At 62.8% G+C, this 19,200-nt stretch carries 14 protein-coding genes; 6 read left to right on the top strand and 8 right to left on the bottom strand.

The genetic code is table 11. The features are described from left to right. Positions 1-9: 9 nt before the first annotated feature. The 8 genes from AAHK21_RS01110 to AAHK21_RS01145 form a co-directional block, all read right to left on the bottom strand. Positions 10-1,221 carry a PucR family transcriptional regulator gene (locus AAHK21_RS01110; RefSeq protein WP_367856082.1) on the bottom strand — a complete coding sequence of 404 codons (1,212 nt, stop codon included), beginning with the start codon at positions 1,219-1,221 and terminating at the stop codon, positions 10-12. A 141-nt stretch (positions 1,222-1,362) separates the two neighbouring features. Beyond that, positions 1,363-2,325 (bottom strand): WD40/YVTN/BNR-like repeat-containing protein, encoded by a 963-nt coding sequence (locus AAHK21_RS01115; protein WP_367856083.1) that lies wholly within the window; start codon positions 2,323-2,325, stop codon positions 1,363-1,365. Positions 2,326-2,335: 10 nt separating this feature from the next. Further along, positions 2,336-4,750: an RND family transporter gene (locus AAHK21_RS01120; RefSeq protein WP_367856084.1), complete on the bottom strand. Its 2,415-nt coding sequence runs from the start codon at positions 4,748-4,750 to the stop codon at positions 2,336-2,338. An 8-nt stretch (positions 4,751-4,758) separates the two neighbouring features. Beyond that, the gene (locus AAHK21_RS01125; RefSeq protein ID WP_367856085.1) at positions 4,759-6,405 is read right to left on the bottom strand and encodes a DUF1302 domain-containing protein; all 1,647 of its coding nucleotides are present in this window, start codon (positions 6,403-6,405) and stop codon (positions 4,759-4,761) included. 26 nt (positions 6,406-6,431) lie between these two features. Continuing rightward, positions 6,432-7,853 carry a DUF1329 domain-containing protein gene (locus AAHK21_RS01130; RefSeq protein WP_367856086.1) on the bottom strand — a complete coding sequence of 474 codons (1,422 nt, stop codon included), beginning with the start codon at positions 7,851-7,853 and terminating at the stop codon, positions 6,432-6,434. Between the two features lie 477 nt (positions 7,854-8,330). Then, positions 8,331-8,978, bottom strand: coding sequence for a hypothetical protein (locus AAHK21_RS01135; protein WP_367856087.1), 648 nt, complete (start codon positions 8,976-8,978; stop codon positions 8,331-8,333). An 88-nt stretch (positions 8,979-9,066) separates the two neighbouring features. Next, positions 9,067-10,434: an NAD(P)/FAD-dependent oxidoreductase gene (locus AAHK21_RS01140; protein ID WP_367856088.1), complete on the bottom strand. Its 1,368-nt coding sequence runs from the start codon at positions 10,432-10,434 to the stop codon at positions 9,067-9,069. Positions 10,435-10,499: 65 nt separating this feature from the next. Continuing rightward, on the bottom strand, positions 10,500-11,387 hold the full coding sequence (locus tag AAHK21_RS01145; RefSeq protein ID WP_367856089.1) for a phytanoyl-CoA dioxygenase family protein: 888 nt from the start codon (positions 11,385-11,387) through the stop codon (positions 10,500-10,502). Positions 11,388-11,707: 320 nt separating this feature from the next. On the opposite strand from AAHK21_RS01145, the gene AAHK21_RS01150 reads away from it, so the two are divergent. The 6 genes from AAHK21_RS01150 (at position 11,708) to AAHK21_RS01175 (ending at position 19,173) form a co-directional block, all read left to right on the top strand. Then, entirely contained in the window at positions 11,708-12,289 is a 582-nt protein-coding gene (locus AAHK21_RS01150) for a TetR/AcrR family transcriptional regulator (protein ID WP_217866060.1), read from the top strand. Positions 12,290-12,550: 261 nt separating this feature from the next. Beyond that, entirely contained in the window at positions 12,551-14,077 is a 1,527-nt protein-coding gene (locus AAHK21_RS01155; protein WP_367856090.1) for a flavin-containing monooxygenase, read from the top strand. Continuing rightward, a complete protein-coding gene (locus AAHK21_RS01160) occupies positions 14,074-14,949 on the top strand; it encodes an alpha/beta fold hydrolase (RefSeq protein WP_367856091.1) in 876 nt (291 codons plus the stop codon). The genes AAHK21_RS01155 and AAHK21_RS01160 overlap by 4 nt, the downstream gene beginning before the upstream one ends. A 218-nt stretch (positions 14,950-15,167) precedes the next feature. Then, positions 15,168-16,325, top strand: a complete 1,158-nt coding sequence (locus tag AAHK21_RS01165; RefSeq protein WP_367856092.1) for an iron-containing alcohol dehydrogenase — start codon at positions 15,168-15,170, stop codon at positions 16,323-16,325. A gap of 12 nt (positions 16,326-16,337) precedes the next feature. After that, positions 16,338-17,669: an APC family permease gene (locus tag AAHK21_RS01170; RefSeq protein ID WP_367856093.1), complete on the top strand. Its 1,332-nt coding sequence runs from the start codon at positions 16,338-16,340 to the stop codon at positions 17,667-17,669. Between the two features lie 79 nt (positions 17,670-17,748). After that, entirely contained in the window at positions 17,749-19,173 is a 1,425-nt protein-coding gene (locus tag AAHK21_RS01175) for a gamma-aminobutyraldehyde dehydrogenase (protein WP_367856094.1), read from the top strand. Positions 19,174-19,200: the final 27 nt, after the last annotated feature.

Below are 19,200 nucleotides of genomic sequence, written 5' to 3' on the forward strand. Positions count from 1 at the left end.
GACCTCGAACTACTTTTCGCCGTCCTCGAGCGGTGTGCTCCACAGCACCAGCTCGAGCGCCGCGGCAATCTGGATACGGTGGTCGGCAAATGGAATGGGCAGCAGGTCCTGGGCGCGCTCCAGGCGCCGCAGCAAGGTATTGCGATGGGTACCCAGTACTTCGGCGGTCTGGGTGATATTGCAGCCATGGGCCAGGAATGCCCGCAACGAATGCTGCAGCACCATCGGCTCCGAGGCCAGGCGCCCCAAGGTACTCAAGACAAACTGCCTGGCCGCCCGGGCATCCTGTGTCATCAACGACACCATCCTCACCTGATCGATACTGGCCACAGGCGGCGCGCCGGCCAGGCGCCCCATCAACCGCTGGGTGGTCAAGGCTTCCAGGTGGGAGCGACGGAAACCGTTGAGCCCCGCCGCCGGGGCGCCGAGTGCCGCACGAACGCCTGGGTACTGACGAACCACGTCTTGCAGCGCATTGAGGTCCAGAGGCCTTGTCGCAGCACTCCAGCCCCATAAGGTCGCAGGCCCGGCGAACACCACCAGCGGCGCCCCCGCCCCCGTGAGGCTTGCCAGCGCGCGCGCCATGTCCTCCAGCGGACGAATGTGCGCTTCGGGCGTCTCGCTCCACACCAGAAAGGCCTGGTGCTTCTGCGCAAGGCTGTAGCCCAGGCGCCTGGCGAACTGCTCGGCATCGACATCGCGGCCGTCGAGCAAGCGGCTGACCAGGCTGCGCTTGTCCACGTGATCGTCATGGGCCTGGGCGTGCTTTTCTTCCAGGATGATCCGGGTGATCACACGCATGTTGCTGTCGATGAACTCCGAGATCGAACGCGAGGACACATCGAGGAATTCCTCGAGTACCACAGGATCTTGGGTCAGGCCAAACGCCATCTTCATCCACAGTTCCCAGGCAGTGTTCTGTGTCGACCTTGCGACATTCATCAACATTTCGGACAGTCCCCGGTGCGCGAGCTCCCTCGCCGTATCCACCATGTCGGCCGACACATAGGGTTCCACCGGCTCTCCCGGGCGCTGCATGTTGGCGTTGGCCCAGTGCAGCAGCTCTGCCCTGTTGGCGCGCCGAAACGCAGCCAGGATGACCGGATCTTCCAGCAACTTCGCATCTTGCGCTGAAGTGAAAAGCGCCTGGTTCAGCCGCTCGACCCACTCCGGCGGCAGCGCCTGAGCACGCTCGGCGCCCTTGCGAATGAGCTCACGCACGGCTTCCGAAGGGCGTGGCCAGGGGGAGAAAGAACCGGTCATATAGGGTGCATATCGCGCAGAACTCCGTTGGGAAATGGTGGTGCTCGTACCTGCGGGTCGACCCCGGGCTTCTCCTGTTCAGCATGCTCATGGCAACCGTCACTCCTGACGGGGCACGACACCGCGACGTGAAAACAGGATAGGCGCCCCTTCGGCATCGAGCAGCACCGCCGTCAGCGACAAGCCATCCGCCGACTGCTTTTCCTGGAAATGGCGCCCGCCATCGTCGCTCAGCATCATCAGCCCATCCAGCCCGACCACCAGCACCCGGGAACCCGCTACCGCCATGGCGGTGACAGAGCCTTTGCCGTGGGTAGGCAACCTGCGCAAGTCCTTCCCTTCCTTGGCACCCTGCAGCAACGTGCCTCGCTGACCGCCAAGCAACAGGCTGCCGTCATTCAGCACGGCCCCGGACCACAAGGTGCCTGTATAGCCGGTATCCAGGTAACCCCAGCTTTTGCCATGGTCCCCGGAGTGCAACAGCTGCCCATGCTCGGCGGTGGCGTACAGCGTGCCGTGGCTGTCGGCAAACAGCCCCATCAGGTTGAGGTCGGCCTTCCTGGCACCCGGCGGCGGCGGCAACAATTGTTCGGTCCAGGTCTTGCCACCATCCTCGGTGGTCAGCAGCAACGACCACAGCCCCACGGCAACACCCTGTTGGGCGTTGAAGAAATGTACGGCGAACAGCGGCCGATCTTCGTCGCTGGACAAGCGCTGGATCTGCCACGACTCGCCACCGTCGGTGGTGGCCAGGATCGCACCCCAATGGCCAACCGCCCAGCCGTGCTCGGCGTCGACGAACGACACACCTGTCAGTTGAGTCGACACCGGCACCGAACGCGCCTGGCGAAAACCCTTGCCCTGATCGTCCGACAGCAAGACCACGCCGTGGTCGCCGACCGCGACCACGCGCTCCCCGGCCCAGACGGCATCCAGCATGGTCGCTTGCGTGGCATTACTCGCCTGCACGGCAGGCACTGCCTGCAAGGGCTCGGCCCGGGCAGACAGCAACGGCAGTGTCACAGCGAGCACCGCCGCGATCAATGAACCCCTGAATCGCATGTTTCTCTCCTCAGTGCAGCAGCGCGCCGATCATGCGCACAGGGCGCTTGCGCGGGAATACCCGCTCCAGCCAGACCGCGAACGCCGGTAGTACGGTCATGGCCATGACCATGTTGACGATGAACATGAAGGCCAGCAGCTTGCCCATGTCCGCCTGGAACTTCAGGTCGGAGAAGGCCCAGGTGGCCACGCCCACCGCCAGGGTGATCGCGGTGAAGATGGTGGCCACGCCCACTTCGAGCAACGCGTGCTCGACCGCCTTGGTGATCGACTGGCCATGGGCCAGGTGCAGCTGCAGGCGGTTGTAGATGTAGAAGGCGTAGTCGACGCCGATGCCCACGGCCAGCACCATCACCGGCAAGGTGGCGATGGTCAAGCCGATCTGCAGCTCCTTCATGAACCAGTAGCCAATGAACGTACCGATGGTCAACGGCAGGCAGCACACCAGCACCGCGCGCAGGTCGCGGTAGACCGCGAACACCAGCAACGCGATCGCGGCATAGACATACAGCAGCATGGGCGTCTCGCTCTTCTCCACCTCCTCGTTGATCGCCGCCAGGACACCGGCGTTACCCGAGGCAAGGCGGATCGCCAGGTCCGGTTGCGGATACTCGCTACGGAACGCCTTGACCGCCGCCACCACCCGGTTGATCGTCGTCGCCTTGTGGTCGGCCAGGTACAGGTGCACCGCGGACATGCTGCAGTCGGTACGCACCAGTCCAGGAGTGCGCGCCACCTCGGTGGCCAGCGCCGCGTAGTTCATCGGGTCGATGGGCACCACGGCCATCTTCGGATTGCCTTCGTTGTAGCCTTCGTTGAACTGGCGCAGATTGCTGGAGAACGACGCCACCGACAGCACCCCGGGCACGCCCTGCATGGCCCAGACGAAACGGTCCTGGTACTGGCCCGCCGCGACATCCTCGCACGCCGCCGGCACGCCTTCGCCAGCCTCCCCCGGCCTGGCTTCGAACACCACGCTGAGCCAGTCCAGGCCAATGTCATAGTTGTTGGCGATGGACACGGCGTCGCGGTTGAAGCGCGAGTCCTCGCGCAACTCCGGGGCCCCGGCCTGCAACGAACCGACGACACGGTCATGGCTTTGCCAGATCGCCACCAGAAAGATCACCAGCGCCACGCCCAGTACCCACTGCGCGTTGCGCCACTCGGCCAGCCGCGACAGGCCACGCAACCAGCGGCTGCGGCGCTGCCGGGACACCTCCTGGGCCGCCGCGTACCTGTCGTCGACCCGCAGCATGGACGCCAGCAAGGGCAGCATCAGCAGGTTGGTGATGATCTTGTAGGCCACCCCGAGCGAGGCGGTGATCGCCAGTTCCCGCACCATCGGGATCGGGATCAGCAGCAACGTCACGAAAGACACCAGGGCGGTTACCAGCGCCAGCGTTCCGGGGATCAGCAAGCCGCTGAAGCTCGAGCGTGCTGCCGCTTCGGCACTCTTGCCGATGGCGATCTCGCGAACGATGAAGTTGATCTGCTGCACGCCATGGGAAACCCCGATGGCGAACACCAGAAACGGCACCAGCACCGCCAGCGGGTCGAGCCCGTAGCCGAGCAGACGCAAGCTGCCGAATTGCCAGACCAGCGAGGCCAGCGAACAGACCAGCGCCAGCAGGGTGAAGCGCAGCGAATGGCAATACCAGTACACCGCCGCCGCGGTCAGCAGCAGCGCCAGCAAGCAGAACTCCAGCACCGCCGAAGCGCCGTCGGCGATGTCGCCGATCTGCTTGGCGAAGCCGATGATCTGCACTTCGAAATCGCCATCTTCGAACTGCTGGCGTAGCTCTTTTTCCAGGCGGTGATTGAACGCGACATAGTCCAGGTGCGTCCCGTCGGCCTCGTACTCGTTGAGCTCCGCGGTGATCATCGCGCTGCTCTGGTCACGCGACACCAGGGTGCCGATGAAGCCCCCTTGCGCGGTGGAGTTGGCGATCGAGGCGATGACCTGGTCGTTCAGGTGCTCGGGCGAAACCGTGCCCGGCACCAGCGGATCGGCGCGAAAGCCTTCTTCGGTAATCTCGTTGACGAAGGCATTGGGCGTCCACAACGAGCGCACGCTACTGCGCGAGATACCGGGCAGGAAGCTGATAGCCTGGGTCACGTCATACAACCGCTTCAGCCCAGGGGCGCTCCAGATATCACCTTTGCGTGCCTTGACCACGATGGTCAGGCGGTTGGCGCCCATCAGGTCGTTGCGGTACGTCTCGAAGGTCTGGATGTATTCATGGCCGACCGGCAACTGTTTTTCGAAGCCGGCGTCCATGCGCAACTGCACCGCGAACCAGGCCATGATCAGGGTAAACACGGCCAGGCCCGCCAGCACCAGCCGACGATGTCCGAACAAGACCCGCTCGACGCGTGGCAACACGCCACGCGCCTGGACCACTGTCAGTTTTACGGAACCGTTCACAGGAGGCCTCACAAGGTACGGGAGATCGCGATGCCGACATAATCGCGGTCACGATACAGCTGGTCGTAAGGGGTATCGCCGCCCATGAACTTGGCGTAGTTCAGGGACACCTGCCAACTGGCCGGGTTGCGCACGAAGTTCAGGTAGAAGTTCATGCTGCTCGCGTCCTTGGTGAAGGTGGCCGTGAGGTTCGGTGTGCGTCCGCTCAGCGAGCGTGCATAGAACACCCCCGGGGTGACCTGCCAGCCCGGCAGCAAGGTGCCGTCGTAAGTCATGCTGAAGTCCAGGTTGATGCCCGACGAGGTCTTGTCGCCACGGGACTTCGGCGCGGTCGCAGGGTCCAGCTGCCAGGCATTGAGGCCGGCGGCGAGCGGCTCGCCGTTGACCTGGTCATGCAGCCCCGGGTACTTGATGACCACAAGTTCCGTGAGCAAGGTACCGGTGCTGGCGCCAGTCAAATCCAGCAGCGTCGGCGAGTTGGACGGCGTGAAGCTGTACAGGCCGGTCAGGTGCCACTGGAACTTCTTCTCGTCCTTCCAGCATTTGCCGCCATTGCTCGAACACAGGTCGACGACCGGGTTGAGCATCACCGAATCCTTTGGCCGGTAGGACAGCTCGGTACCGACGGCCCAGTCGCCGATCGGCATGTTGGCGCTGACGCCGTACATCATCCGGTCTTCCTGGTAGCGCCAGCTCGGTGCGGCGGCAAAGGTGTCCGGGTCGAGAATATCCACGCGCAACGACGGCGTCTTGTCGTGGTAGCGCATCACGTAGAAGCCATAGTTGACGTCGCTGTCCTCCGGTTGCCAGCGCAGCGAAAGGCCCCACTGGCCGCTGTCCCGGGCTTTGTTCTCGGAGAATCCGTACTCGCCCCTGCCCTCGCCGAGCGCGTTGGTGGTGGACCAGTAGCTGCCCACCGGCGGCAGCTCGCTCTTGTTCCAGCGGAATTGATAGTAGGCCTCGACGTTGACCCCCGAGCCCAGGCCGGAGGCGACACTGAGCATCGGCGCCGGCAGCACGGCCTCCTTGAGCTGCACCCCCGGACGGGCCAGGGCTTGATAGTCGTAGGCGTTGGTATTGTTGATACCCCCGGCCACGAACAGGCTCTCGCCCCAGTTGATCACCTGGTTACCCAGGCGCGCTCGGACACGCTGCCCGCCCACGTCGAAGCCTTTGCTCACCCACAGATCGAGCAGGCGAGCCTTGAAAGCGAGATCGTCGCGAGCATCTTTGCCAAGGCCGCTGCTGCCGATGCTTTCAGGGGTGTTGAACGAGCGCGTGCCGGTGGTATCGGTGGCCGCGAAGTCGCGGATCCAGGTACCGCGCGCCATGAAGGTGACGTCCTCAGGCATCTTCAGCAACAGCTCGTGGGTACCCTTGAGGTAATTGGTGAACATGTCGCCGCGGTCATAGTTCAGGTCGCCCTGGTCCGCCACGCCCGAGCTCTGCGCCAGGCAGCCGGACGGCACATTGTGCCCGGTCGGCCCCTGGTTGATCAGGTTGCAGCCGCGCGATTCCGTACGTACGCCCATGCCGGCGGTGATGGTGGAGTCAAACGAACCATTGAGGGTTTCGGTTTCGAAAGTGAACCCCATTGCCAGTGGGGTGGTGCACACGATGACAAGGCCTGATGCTTTGCTAATTATTCTTTTCATGCTGGCTCTCGATCTGACGTCGTTCTTTAGCGTTCGCTGATGGCTCGCAGGTTATCGGAGGTGAAGAAATCGCGTTTCAGGCGCGGGCTGCTGCCATCCTCGGTGAGCCAGCGGATATCGTTCTTTCCAACGCCGACCGACGTCATGTCGAACAGGTAGCGGCCATCGACCAGGTTGTACTGAACCTGGGCCTGAACATCGCAGGTACCGGTCTCGTAGACGGGGATCGAGAAGCCTTCACGCACCTTCCAGATCTGCCCTTGCTTGTCGTAATCAACGGCCAGCAGCGGGTTCCAGCTGTCCTCGTCGATGTAGAACATGCGTTTTGGCGCCTGGTGGCGCATGCCCTGGCGGACATTGGCTTCGACCACCCAGACCCGATGCAGCTCGTAGCGACGCGCCTGCGGCGCGATCGAATCGTTGCCGGCGAACGCCTCCACCTTGGCGGCGGTGTCATAGGCACCGAAGGCGTTGTACGGCACCAGCAGTTCCTGCTTGCCAACCAGTTTCCAGTCAAAGCGATCCATGGTGCCGAAGAAGACATTCGCCTCATCGACGGTGTACTGGTTGTCCAGGCCGATCTGCGGCGCGTCGTAGGAGTACGACGGCATGCGCCGTACGCGACGTTGGCCGGGGAAGTAGTAGAAGGTCGTGGCCTGCTCGCCGGCCACGGCCGTCTGCACCGCGGACTGGCCAGCCAGGGCGGCAGGCTCCAGGTAATTGAAGAAGGTGGCGTTTTCCAGACGGCCGACGGAGGAGAACAGGTTGTCGCCTTTCTTGCCCCAGGGGGTGAAGAAGAAGGTGTCGGTGGACTGACGCAGCCACTCCCCGCCTTTGCGCGGCGAGATGCCCGAAATGCTTTTCGGGATTTCGACCCCCACGCCGCGGTAACGCATCTTCATGTTCCACATCACCTCGGCGCCGTTGCTCGGCATCGGGAACGGGGCACCCGGCAAGTGGGCTTCCTCGAGGGCGACCCCGGTGGCGTCGAGCTTGGCGAAGCCCACGTTCTTGCGCGTGTTCTCAGCCACGAAGGCCGGTACATCGCAGGTCCGACGGGTCGGGTAGACCTCCATGCGGTAGCCCGGAATCTTCTTGAACAATTCCAGCTGGGCGGGAGCAAGCTTGCTCGCGTACTGCGCCACATTGCTCGCATCGATGCTGTACAGGGGCTTGTCGCCCTTGAACTTCCAGTGCTCCCCGCGTACCTGGCCGTAGCTCCAACCTGCCCCTTGCGGTCCCGCGGCGTTCCAGGCCGGAATATCGCCGTTTGAGCTGGCGGCGACTTCACCACCCAGCGGCGTCAGCTTCGAGCCCAGCGCCTCGGCCCCCTGGGGCGCGGCCTGCACCGAACAGATCGCGGTCGACGCCGCCAGGGTAACCAGCAGCTGCCTGAAAATACGCCGGGCGGACAGTTCACCTTCCAGCCGTGCAGTGACTTCTTTCATGGGGGGGGATCCTCAAACAAATGGCTTTGACCGGCTGTTCGATCTTCCGGGTGGGGAAATCGGTGCCTGACGCATCTCGGTCACCCGACATGATCAATTGACCATGTCATGTGATCAACACGCAAACCATATGCCAAAACGCCTGACAGGCGGTTTACATCAGATAAATCAGCTAGTTGGAATTGTTTATCGCTTTATAGGTGCCAAGCGTCTGCACTCTGATGGGAAGTAAGGAAACATGTGTTACTAAAAGATGCTTGTTCTTGGTGCGCTGTATAAACACTTCGCCCCCGACGAAGCTGACACCACCGGACCGCTTTATACTTTCCGCTTATCCAGCCTCATTCTTGACGCGAATACATCACCCATAAAAAAACCGCCCCGAGGGGCGGCAAAGAAGCAGGCACTCGGCCCGCCATGGAGTAGATGCCAGATATAACATCTTGAAAAAGGATGAAGCGCGTAGATACTGTTGCGTCAATGCGAGTGCAGCATGGCCTGCGCGCAAACTTTTCGGGAGCGCTGAAGTGCACCATAGGCATAGAACAACTGCGCCATCGAATAGGACCAGGTCACGAAGGCACAGGTCATGAATATCATCTTCGTGTCATCCCCGGGGATCGGGAAAAAGTCATACCTTAGTGCAATCGTCAAGCCCGCTGCCGCCCCCAGGAATGTGGCCAACGCGTGCAGAATCTCGCCCGCACGCGCCAGTCGCCACGTGAAGTAGAGTAGGTACACCGTGGCGATCGACCACATCAGCACATAGAAATAAGGGAGCCATGGCTTGAACGCCGACGAGAGAAAGTAAATAGCCGCGGCAATGAAAGACAGCAAAAACAATATGAAATCTTTCGCCGGTGTCGGCTTGTAATTATGCGTCACGGCCATCAACCCGAGCGTTACAATAATCGGTACGCCGACACCGCGGGAAAATGCGTCGAGAAAAATGGCAATGCTGTAGTTGGTCTGCCAGCCGGTGGCGATGAACGTCGTGAAGTTCGTTGCCGATATACCCACGATCAGAAATTCGACACCAAGCAGATAATTTTTTTGCCTGATGAATGCCGCGCCATAACCTAAACCACATACCACCAGCAGCACGCATGCGACCAGCGCGAACATATCTATTAGTTCCACGATAACAGCCTCTTCAATAGGATCTCGGCGTTGTCCCGCAGCCTGCTTCACAGGACAACGCCATCAACTGTAATCAGCCTTTGCTGGCATTGTGTGTGCGCACTTTTCTATCGGTCCAGTCATCCAGTAACTTGGCCGCCGCGAACGCGGAATGGATGGCGCACCATTGCAAGGGCTCAGGCAGCATGGACGGTGTCTTGTGCTGCATGGCAGTCAGCAGTTCTGGTGTCTTACCGTTGATTTGCGCGGCAAACAGCGACCCGACATATGACTGGGTGCCCAGCCCGTGCCCCGAGCAGCCGGTGGTGTAAAGAATGTTCTGCTGTTCGCCCATGGCACCGATCACCGGCAGGAAGTCATACGCACCGCTGACATAGCCACTCCAGCAATGCTGGATGCCCAGGCCGTGCATGGCTGGATGGCGTTCGCGCAGTACCTGCGCCAGTGCCGCATAGGCACCTTGATCCGGGATATTGGGCGTCTTCGATCCGTACGCATAACCCAGCTTCTTGACGGTCAACACCATGGTGCCGTGTGCCGTCAGACGATGGCTTTCCATGGTGTAATGCGGCGTGATGATGCCTTCACGCCCCTGCCAGCCCACGGCAGCGAGCTGCTGCGGCGAGAGCGGTTGCGTTTCGATCGCCGACACCCGAATCGCCGCGACCTTGTTGCGCAACACCCCCAACTGCGGGGTATAGGCATTGGTGGCCAGTACCATTACTGGCGCGGTCGCGCTGCCGTGGGCAGTCTTGCAGGTAATGACCGGCCCCTCGCTGAAGGAGAGCAACGGCGTGCGCTCATAGAGTTTCACGCCCGCCTCGATGGCCGCGCGGCGCAGGCCGGCGACGTATTTCCCCGGGTTCAGGGTACCGCCACACTGCTCGGCCGCGAACAGAAAGGCCGGCGGGATTCCCCGCGCGCGCATCTCGGCGCCGTCCACGAACCGGGTCACGGCCCCCAGCTTTTGCCCCAGCGCCATGTTTTCCCGCAAGCGCTTTTCCTGGCTGGCATGAACACCTGCCCGCAGCACGCCGGAGGGGTTGTAGTCACAGTCGATGCCCAACGCCTTCATTCGGCCTTCCACATAGGGCACGGCCTCGTCGTAGAACCTGACGAACTGCGTCGCCTGCTCGACCCCCAAACGCTTGACGAACATGTCGTACTCGATACCCATGCTGCCCAGCAGGTAACCGGCATTGCGGCCACTGGCGCCGAAGCCGGCGAACTCCTGCTCCAGCAGGATCACCTGCGCGCCCAGCGCCCTCAGCTCCAGCGCGGTCGACAGCCCGGCAAAACCGGCGCCGACCACGATGACATCGGCCTTCACCTGCCCTTCGAGCGACGGCTGCAGATCGGCGGGTCGTTCCACCCATCCACCCAGGCTGCGAAACTTCAACGGTGCAGCGTCACCAGGGGCTGCTTTGTTCACTGCATTCATCTAAATGACTCCCAGAATACCGGCCATTGCTTGCATCCGAAGCGGCCCAGGACGGTTCGGAACTGTCAGAACCCTTTCCCAGGCTCAGAGAATGCCGGCATGTTCAGGAGCTCTTGCGGGTCGCGCATCTGGCCATCGATTTCCACCCAGCCCAGCAACGTGGAGCTGGCGCTCCACCCCAACAGACGTTGCATTTCTGCGGGGAGCTGGCGAACGCGCTCGATGGGAATGGACAGGAAGTGGTTCTCTTCCAGGCGCAGGAAGGCCAGGTCATAGGCCATGGTCAGGCCGGTGCGCGGGGCTGCGGACGTATTGGCGCCACCGCCGTGGTAAACCGAGCCCATCCACAGCAATGCGGAACCTGCCGGCATTTGCGCGGCGACGGTTTCTTTCTGGGTCGGCATGCGCTCGTCATCCCACAGATGGCTGCCGGGTATGACACGGGTCGCTCCGTTCTCTTCGGTGAAATCGGAAATCGCCAGCATCATTTGCAGCCGCGCCTCACGCCCGTACTGGGGGTGACGCCACAACGAAGTGGCATCGTCACGGTGCAGGGGTTGCAGGCCTTGGCCCGGGCCGATTTGAATGGCCTGGGTGATGCTCAGCTGAATATCGGGCGCCATCTCGATGCGGTCACTGCCTACCCAGACGTGGGTAGGGGTTTGCAGGATCTGCCTGGCCACGCCGAGGAACAGCGGGTTCATCGCTACTTCGACAGCCGTGTCGCTGCGCCCGATGATCCGCGCGACACGCCGGGTCTGGGTGCCCGCGAAATAGGGGTCGACGCCGCAAGGGGTGACATTCAGGTAGCTGTCCAGTTCGTCGCGCAGGGCGTTCAGCGTGGCCGGCGAGACCAGGTCGGAAATGATGACCCCACCGTCACGCCGAATGATCTCCACCACCTGCTCGACCGATGCATCGCTGCCGAGCGTCGAGAGCGTTCGTGTATCCATCTGCTTTGTACCTGTCTGGTTTTGTCATTGTTCTGATCCAGCGAAGCTGGGCAACGTGGCTCAACTCGCCAGTGCCGACCACGGCCTCCCCCTCTCCTGCCGTACTTGCGCAGTGCGGTGGTGCCTGGGTGTGAAAATCATCATTACCGAACATGGTCAATTGATCAAGTCGTTTGATTTAACTATTTTTCATGCTGTTTCATGTTCCTTGGCGCAGGAGTGCTTCGACGCATGGATCGAGGCCCCACCTTGCGATAGCATTCGTCACCGTCGACGCCGGACCAACAGGCCGGCGACAACATCGAAAAGGAGAACGCTCTATGGCTCGAATTGGCGCAGAAGAGCGCAGGCAGGATTTCATCGAGGCCACCGTGAAGGTGATCGCGGAACATGGGGTGGCCAACGCCACGACGCGGCGTATCGCAGCGGCGGCAGACTCTCCGCTGGCTTCGTTGCACTATGTCTTCCACACCAAGGACGAGTTGTTCTATGCCGTCTACGAGTCCTTGATCAACCTGCCGCAGCAATCGCTGCAGCACGTGCCGGCGGGTGCCACGGCAGCTGAATCGGTGGGCGAAATGTTGCGCCAGCTGGTCAACTGGTTCACCGCCCACCCGGAAATGGCCACCACGCAGTTCGAACTGTTTTGCTGGAACCTGCGCAACAACCCGGAGATGGCAGCCAAGATCTACGCCGTGTCCATCGACGCGGCCCAGCAGGCCATCGCCAAAGTCACCGGTTCGGCGCTGGACCAGGCCGCAGTGGCCACCGTCAGCCGCTTGCTGATCAACCTGTTCGACGGCCTGATGCTGGCCTGGTCCGCCCACGGCGACCGTGCACGCCTCGAAAGCGAAACCGAGACCGCCTGCCAGGCGGTCAAGCTGCTGGTGGCCAGTTACTGAGACGCCTTTAGGATTGCCGGGCTGCGCCGCCGCACGGCAATCCGCATTTCCCAGGTGGTCGCACCTCGCCCACTCCTCCCCGCCGCCCTGAGCTTGTCCGTCAACCGGTGTACTGACCGGCGGATCGTGAAGGTGCAAATCATCCCAAAACGATGACGAGCCGGTGCATTTTGCACCTTGCCCCGCGTAATCGGCCGCCCTATTCTGGTCAAATGATCAAGTCAAAAGATCAGTCTCTATAACACTACAATAGGAGGCGACATGTCCTCGCACACTGCTCTTCCGGTTGAGCCGCTCGACATTTTGATCATGGGAGCCGGTGTGTCTGGCATCGGCGCGGCGGCCTACCTGCGACGCCATCAACCCGACAAGACCTTCGCGATTCTCGAGTCCCGCGAACGCATGGGCGGCACCTGGGATTTGTTCCGTTATCCCGGCATCCGCTCCGACTCGGACCTCTACACCTTCGGTTTCGACTTCAAGCCCTGGACCAAGGCGAAATCCCTGGCGGATGCCGCGGATATCCTCGAGTACCTGCGCGAAGCCATCGACGAGTACCAGCTGGAACCGTTCATCCAGTACCAGCAGAAAGTCGTCTCGGCCAACTGGCAAAGCGACAGGGGCCTGTGGGCAGTGCGCATCGAGGAGGGCCAGACGGCCCAGGTGCGTACGCTCGAATGCCGCTGGCTGTTCAGTGCGGGTGGCTACTATCGCTATGACCAGGGCTTCACCCCCCGCTTCGAGGGCACCGAGCAGTTCAAAGGACAGATCGTTCACCCGCAACACTGGCCGGAGAACCTCGACTATGCGGGCAAGCGGGTGGTCGTCATCGGCAGTGGCGCGACCGCGGTGACGCTGATTCCGGCCATGGCGGACAAGGTCGCCAGCATCACCATGCTGCAGCGCACGCCTTCCTACATCATCAATCAGCCGGCCAATGACGGGGTTGCCGCGTTCCTGCGCAAGGTGCTGCCGGCGCAAACCGCCTACTCCCTGACGCGCTACAAGAACGCCAAGATCACCCTGGCGTTCTGGGGCTTCTGCCAGCGCTTCCCCAAGCTTTCGAAAAAACTGCTGCTGTGGCTGACCCGCAAGGAGTTGCCGAAAGACTACCCGGTCGACGTGCACTTCAATCCACCCTACAACCCGTGGGACCAGCGTCTGTGCTCGGTGCCCGAGGGCGACCTGTTCAAAGCCATCGGTGCCGGCAAGGCCGACATCGTCACCGACCATATCGAGCGCTTCACCGAGTCCGGCGTATTGCTCAAATCGGGCAGGACGCTGGAGGCCGACATCATCGTCACGGCCACCGGGCTCAACGTACAAATGTTCGGTGGCATCACCCTGCACAAGGACGGCAAGCCGGTGGTGCTCAGCGAGACCCTGTCCTACAAAGGCATGATGCTCTCCGGCGTGCCCAACTTCGCTTTCGCGGTGGGCTACACCAACTCGTCCTGGACCTTGAAGGTCTGCCTGCTGTGCGACCACTTCTGCCGCCTGCTCGGTTTCATGGCGCGCGAAGGCTACAACGTCTGCGAGCCAAAGGCGCCGGCCGGGATCGAGACCCGCCCTCTGCTGGACTTTGGTGCCGGCTATGTGCAGCGCGCGCTCGACAGCATGCCGCGCCAGGGGCCGTGTGAACCCTGGGTGATGTCGATGGACTACTTCCGCGATATCAAACTGCTGCGCCGCGGCACAGTGGCGGAAAAGTGCCTCAGCTTCAGCAGCGTGCCGAACGTGCCGGTGCATGCCGGCGTCGAACTGCAGCAGCCAGGTAGCCGCCGATGAGCCGTGATCGCTTCTGCGAGCTACCGGGCAAAGGCAAGCTCTGCTACCGCAGCTACGGTGTCGAGGGTGCCCCGGCAGTCCTGCTCATCGTCGGCCTCGGGCTGCAACTGACCTACTGGCCGCAAGCGCTCATCGCCGGGCTGGTCGCGCAAGGGCTGCGGGTCATCACGCTGGACAACCGTGACTCGGGCAGATCGTTCTTCACCGACGTGGCGCCCCCCACGACGCTGCAGCAGTTCCTGCGCAAGCGCACCGCAGGCTATGACCTGGGCGACATGGCCAACGACGTCATCGGCTTGATGGACGACTTGCAGCTGGAAGCGGCGCATGTCGTGGGGATGTCTATGGGCGGCATGATCGCCCAGACCCTCGCCGCGCGTTACCCGCAGCGGGTCAGGACCCTCACGTCGATCTTTTCCACCACAGGGTCCCTGCGCGTCGGCCAGCCGGCGCTCAAGGCCCTTCTGCAACTGCTGCGCCGCCCGCCGCGCAGCGAGAAGGAAAGCGTTCGTGACTACGTGGACATCATGCGTCTGATCGGCTCGACCCTCGAGTGGAACGAGCCCGTCTTGCGTGAGTATGCCCAGCTGGCTTGGCAGCGAGGTGGTGGCGAGGCCAGCAACCTCGGTACCGCCAGGCAGATCGGCGCGATCATCAACTCCGCCGACCGCACCGAGGAGTTGCAGCGAATTCGATGCCGCACCCTGGTCATCCATGGGGAAAAAGACCTCATGGTCGCCACCAGCGGTGGCTACGCCACGGCGGCGGCGATCCCTGGCTCCAGCCTGGTGTTGCTGCCCGGGATGGGGCATGACTTTCCGGCTTGCCTGTCCACCACGCTGCTGTCCCTGCTGACGGGGCACCTGCGTTAACAACAATTTCCTTTAGGGGCGTGCAGCTTGGCCGCCCCTCTTTTTATTCCACTGGAGACCTTTAGCGGCACGTTGCAACACAACCCAAAACAACAACATACCGGCTTGCGCCAAAGCGCCAGGCCACACATCACACGCCTGAGCGGCCGACCGCGACCAGGCGCGGGTGCTCCTCCACTGCCCTTTCGACAATGACAACAATTGAGCAAGAGGTACGTATGGAATTCAAGTTCTTACTCCCCAGCAAGATCGTGATGGAACCTGGCCTGCGCGAGCGCACCGGTGAACATCTCCAGGGCCTCGGCCTGGCACGGGTGCTGATCGTGACCGATGCCGGGGTCAAGGCCGCCGGCCTGCTGGACAGCGTCTATGCCAGCCTGGACAAGGCAGGTATCGCCTACGAGGAAGTCGCGGACATCAAGGCCAACCCGCGCAGCGAAGACATCAACCGCACCGCGCAGCAGTATCGTGGCAAAGGCATCGACGGCCTGCTGGCCGTGGGCGGCGGCAGCGCGATGGACGCGGCCAAGGCCATCAGCCTGCTGCTCACCCACGAGGGTCGGATAGAGGACTACGAAGGGTCGTTCACCCTCACCCACGCCATACCGCCGATCGTCGCCATCCCGACCACCGCAGGCACCGGCAGCGAAGTGACCTGCTTCTCGGTGATCACCGACACCGCCCGTCATTTCAAGATGAACGTGCTGGATTATCGAATTGGCCCGGTACTGGCACTGCTCGACTCGCACATCACCGACACACTGCCCGCGTCGATCGCCGCCGCCACCGGCATGGATGCCCTGACCCATGCCATCGAGGCCTACACCTGCCGCGTGGCGAACCCGATCAGCGACGGCCTGGCGCTGCATGCCATCCGCCTGATCAGCCAGCACCTCAAGGCGGCGGTGCAGAAGCCGGACAATCAGCAGGCCCGGGAGCAGATGCTGGTGGCCAGCCTGATCGCCGGCATGGCATTCGGCAACGCCGACGTCGGCAGCGTGCACTGCATCTCCGAAGCGATCGGCGGCATGTACGACACGCCGCACGGCGTCGGCAACGCGATCTTCCTGCCCTTCGTCTTCGGCCACAACCGCGATGCCGACATCCTCCGCCACGCCCAGGTGGCCTACGCGCTGGGGATCGACCCGACGCTGGCGCCGGTGGACGCTGCCGAGGCCGCCGTGGGCCATCTGTTCCAGATGAGCAAGGACCTGGGCATTCCCTGCTTCGCCGAGGTCAAGGGCGTGCGCAAGGAAGACTTCCAGGCCATCGCCGAAAAATCCAAGCAGAACTTCTCGGACGCCAGCAATGCCAAGGCGATGTCCGTCGAGGCCTATCACGACATCATCACCACCGCTTACCACTTCGTCGCGTAGGAGGGCTGTGTCATGAGTCATTCAACCTCCAGCGCCTCGTTGCGGCGCACCTTGGGGCCGTTCTCGGTGCTGCTGTTCGGCCTGGCGTTCCTGGCCCCGCTGATCGTCTTCGGCACCTACGGCGTGATCACCCAGGCCAGCGGCAACACCACGGCGATGGCCTACCTGATCGCGGCGACCGGCGTGGTGTTCACGGCGTTGAGCTACGGGCGGCTGGTCAGGGTATTCCCGGTAGCCGGCTCGGCCTACACCTATACCCGCAAGATGCTCAATGCCAATCTCGGGTTCATGGTGGGCTGGGCTGCCCTGCTCGATTACTTCTTCATCCCGATGCTGATCTGGCTGCTCGGCGCCAGCTACCTCAACATGGCCTTTGCAGACGTTCCGCAGTGGGTGTGGATCAGCGGTTTCATCGTCACCACTTCAGTGCTCAATGTCCTCGGCATCCAGGTCGCCAATCGCTTCAACGTGCTGTTGATGGTCGCGCAACTGGCGATCATCGTCGTGTTCCTTGGCCTGTGCGTGCACTACATCGTGGCGGCCAACGGCCCTGGCGGGCTGCTGTCGGCCAAGCCGTTCTTCAACCAGGACGTGCCCTTCGCCACCAGCATGGCCGGCGCCGCCATCGCCGCCTACTCGTTCCTGGGCTTCGACGCGCTGTCCACGCTGAGCGAGGAAACCCGCGACCCGGGTCGAACGCTGCCACGCGCCATCCTGCTGGTCGCGTTGATCGGCGGTTCGGTCTACGTGGGCTCCTCGTACTTCATGTACCTGGCACACCCCTCCCCCAGCTTCGAGCAGGTGGACGGGGCCGCCTTCGAGATCGCCCGGATGATCGGCGGCGATGTGTTCTTCGCCGTGGTGCTGGCGGGGATCATCATCGCTCACTTCGCCGCGGGCATGTCGTTCCAGGCCAGCGTGGGGCGGCTGCTCTACGCCCTCGGCCGGGACAACCAGCTGCCGCGCAAGGTGTTCGGTGTCCTGCATCCGCGCTTCAAGACCCCGGCCTTCAACATCCTGCTCTGCGGCGTTTTCGGCACGGCCGGTTTTGCCTTGACGATCGCCACCGCGACGTCGCTGGTCAACTTCGGCGCGTTTGTCGCCTTCACCGCCGTCAACCTGTGTGCATTGCGGCTCACCTTCGATGCCCGGGTCAAGGATGGCGCCGGCCTGCTGCGTGGCGTGCTGTTCCCGCTCATCGGCCTGGTCACGGCCGGGTGGATGCTGATCAGCCTGGATAAAGACGCGCTGATCATGGGCAGTTGCTGGCTCGGCCTGGGGCTGGTCTACCTGGCCTGCCGCACCAGCTTCTTCCGCAGCCCCGTCCCTGAGGCATTGGTATAGCGACCCCGTTTCAATCGAATGCTCTGACGACAATCACAAGGCCGGCCTTTGGCCGCGCCGTTAAATGGCGAGAATCGACATGCAAAGCAAACTTCTGATCAATGGTGCCCTGGTAGCCGGCGAAGGCGACGAGCTGGCCGTGTACAACCCCTCCCTGGGCAGCGTCCTGGTGCAAACCACCGAGGCCAGCCAAGCCCAGGTCGAGGCCGCGGTGCAAGGCGCCGATGCGGCCTTCGAAGCCTGGTCGCAAACCCCGCCCAAGGACCGCGCGGCGCTGCTGCTCAAGCTCGCCGACAGCATCGATGCCCAGGCAGCGGTGTTCGCGCGCCTGGAAGCCGACAACTGCGGCAAGCCCTACACCGCCGTGCTGCAGGACGAGCTGCCAGCGGTGTCGGACGTGTTCCGCTTCTTCGCCGGCGCTGTGCGCTGCCTGCAAGGCTCGGCCGGGGGCGAGTACATCCCGGGGCACACCTCGATGATTCGTCGCGATGCGGTCGGCGTGGTCGCCTCCATCGCGCCGTGGAACTACCCCTTGCTGATGGCGGCCTGGAAACTCGGTCCGGCCTTGGCAGGTGGCAACACCGTGGTGCTGAAACCCTCGGAACACACGCCGATGACCACTTTGAAACTCGGCGAACTGCTGGCCGAGATCTTCCCTGCCGGCGTGGTCAACATCATCCATGGTCGGGGGGCCACGGTTGGTGAGCCGCTGACCAGCCACGCCAAGGTGCGCATGGTGTCGCTGACCGGCTCCGTGCGCACCGGCAGCCGGATCATCGAGGGCACCGCCGACAGCGTCAAACGCATGCACATGGAACTGGGCGGCAAAGCCCCCGTGCTGATCTTCGACGATGCCGATATCGACGCGGCCGTCGAAGGCATTCGTGCCTTTGGCTTCTACAACGCAGGCCAGGACTGTACCGCCGCCTGCCGTCTGTATGTGCAGCAGTCGGTCTACCCCGAGTTCGTGCGCAAGCTCGGCGAGGCCGTGGCCAGCATCAAGTGCGGGCTGCAGGATGATCCCTCGACCGAGATGGGGCCGCTGATCACCGAAGAGCACCTGGGCCGCGTCGAGGGCTTCGTCAAGCGTGCCCGGGAAGTGCCTCATATCGAAGTCGTCACCGGTGGCAAGCGCGCCGCCGGTGGCGGGTTCTTCTTCGAGCCGACGGTCCTGGCCGGTGCCCGCCAGGACGACGAGGTGGTCTGCCGGGAGATCTTCGGCCCGGTGGTGACGGTCTCGTCGTTCGAGGACGAGGCCCAGGCGCTGGCCTGGGCCAATGACTCCGACTACGGCCTGGCCTCTTCGGTGTGGACCGCCGATGTCGGTCGCGCCCATCGCCTGGCCGCACGCCTGCAATACGGCTGCACCTGGGTCAATACCCATTTCATGCTGGTGAGCGAGATGCCTCATGGCGGCGTGAAGCTGTCCGGCTATGGCAAGGACCTGTCCATGTATGGCCTGGAAGACTACACCGTGGTGCGCCACGTGATGTTCAAGCACTGATAGCGCCAAGCAAACGTTGCCCGATCA

Source organism: Pseudomonas sp. TE50-2, from assembly GCF_040813665.1.
GTDB lineage: Bacteria > Pseudomonadota > Gammaproteobacteria > Pseudomonadales > Pseudomonadaceae > Aquipseudomonas > Aquipseudomonas soli.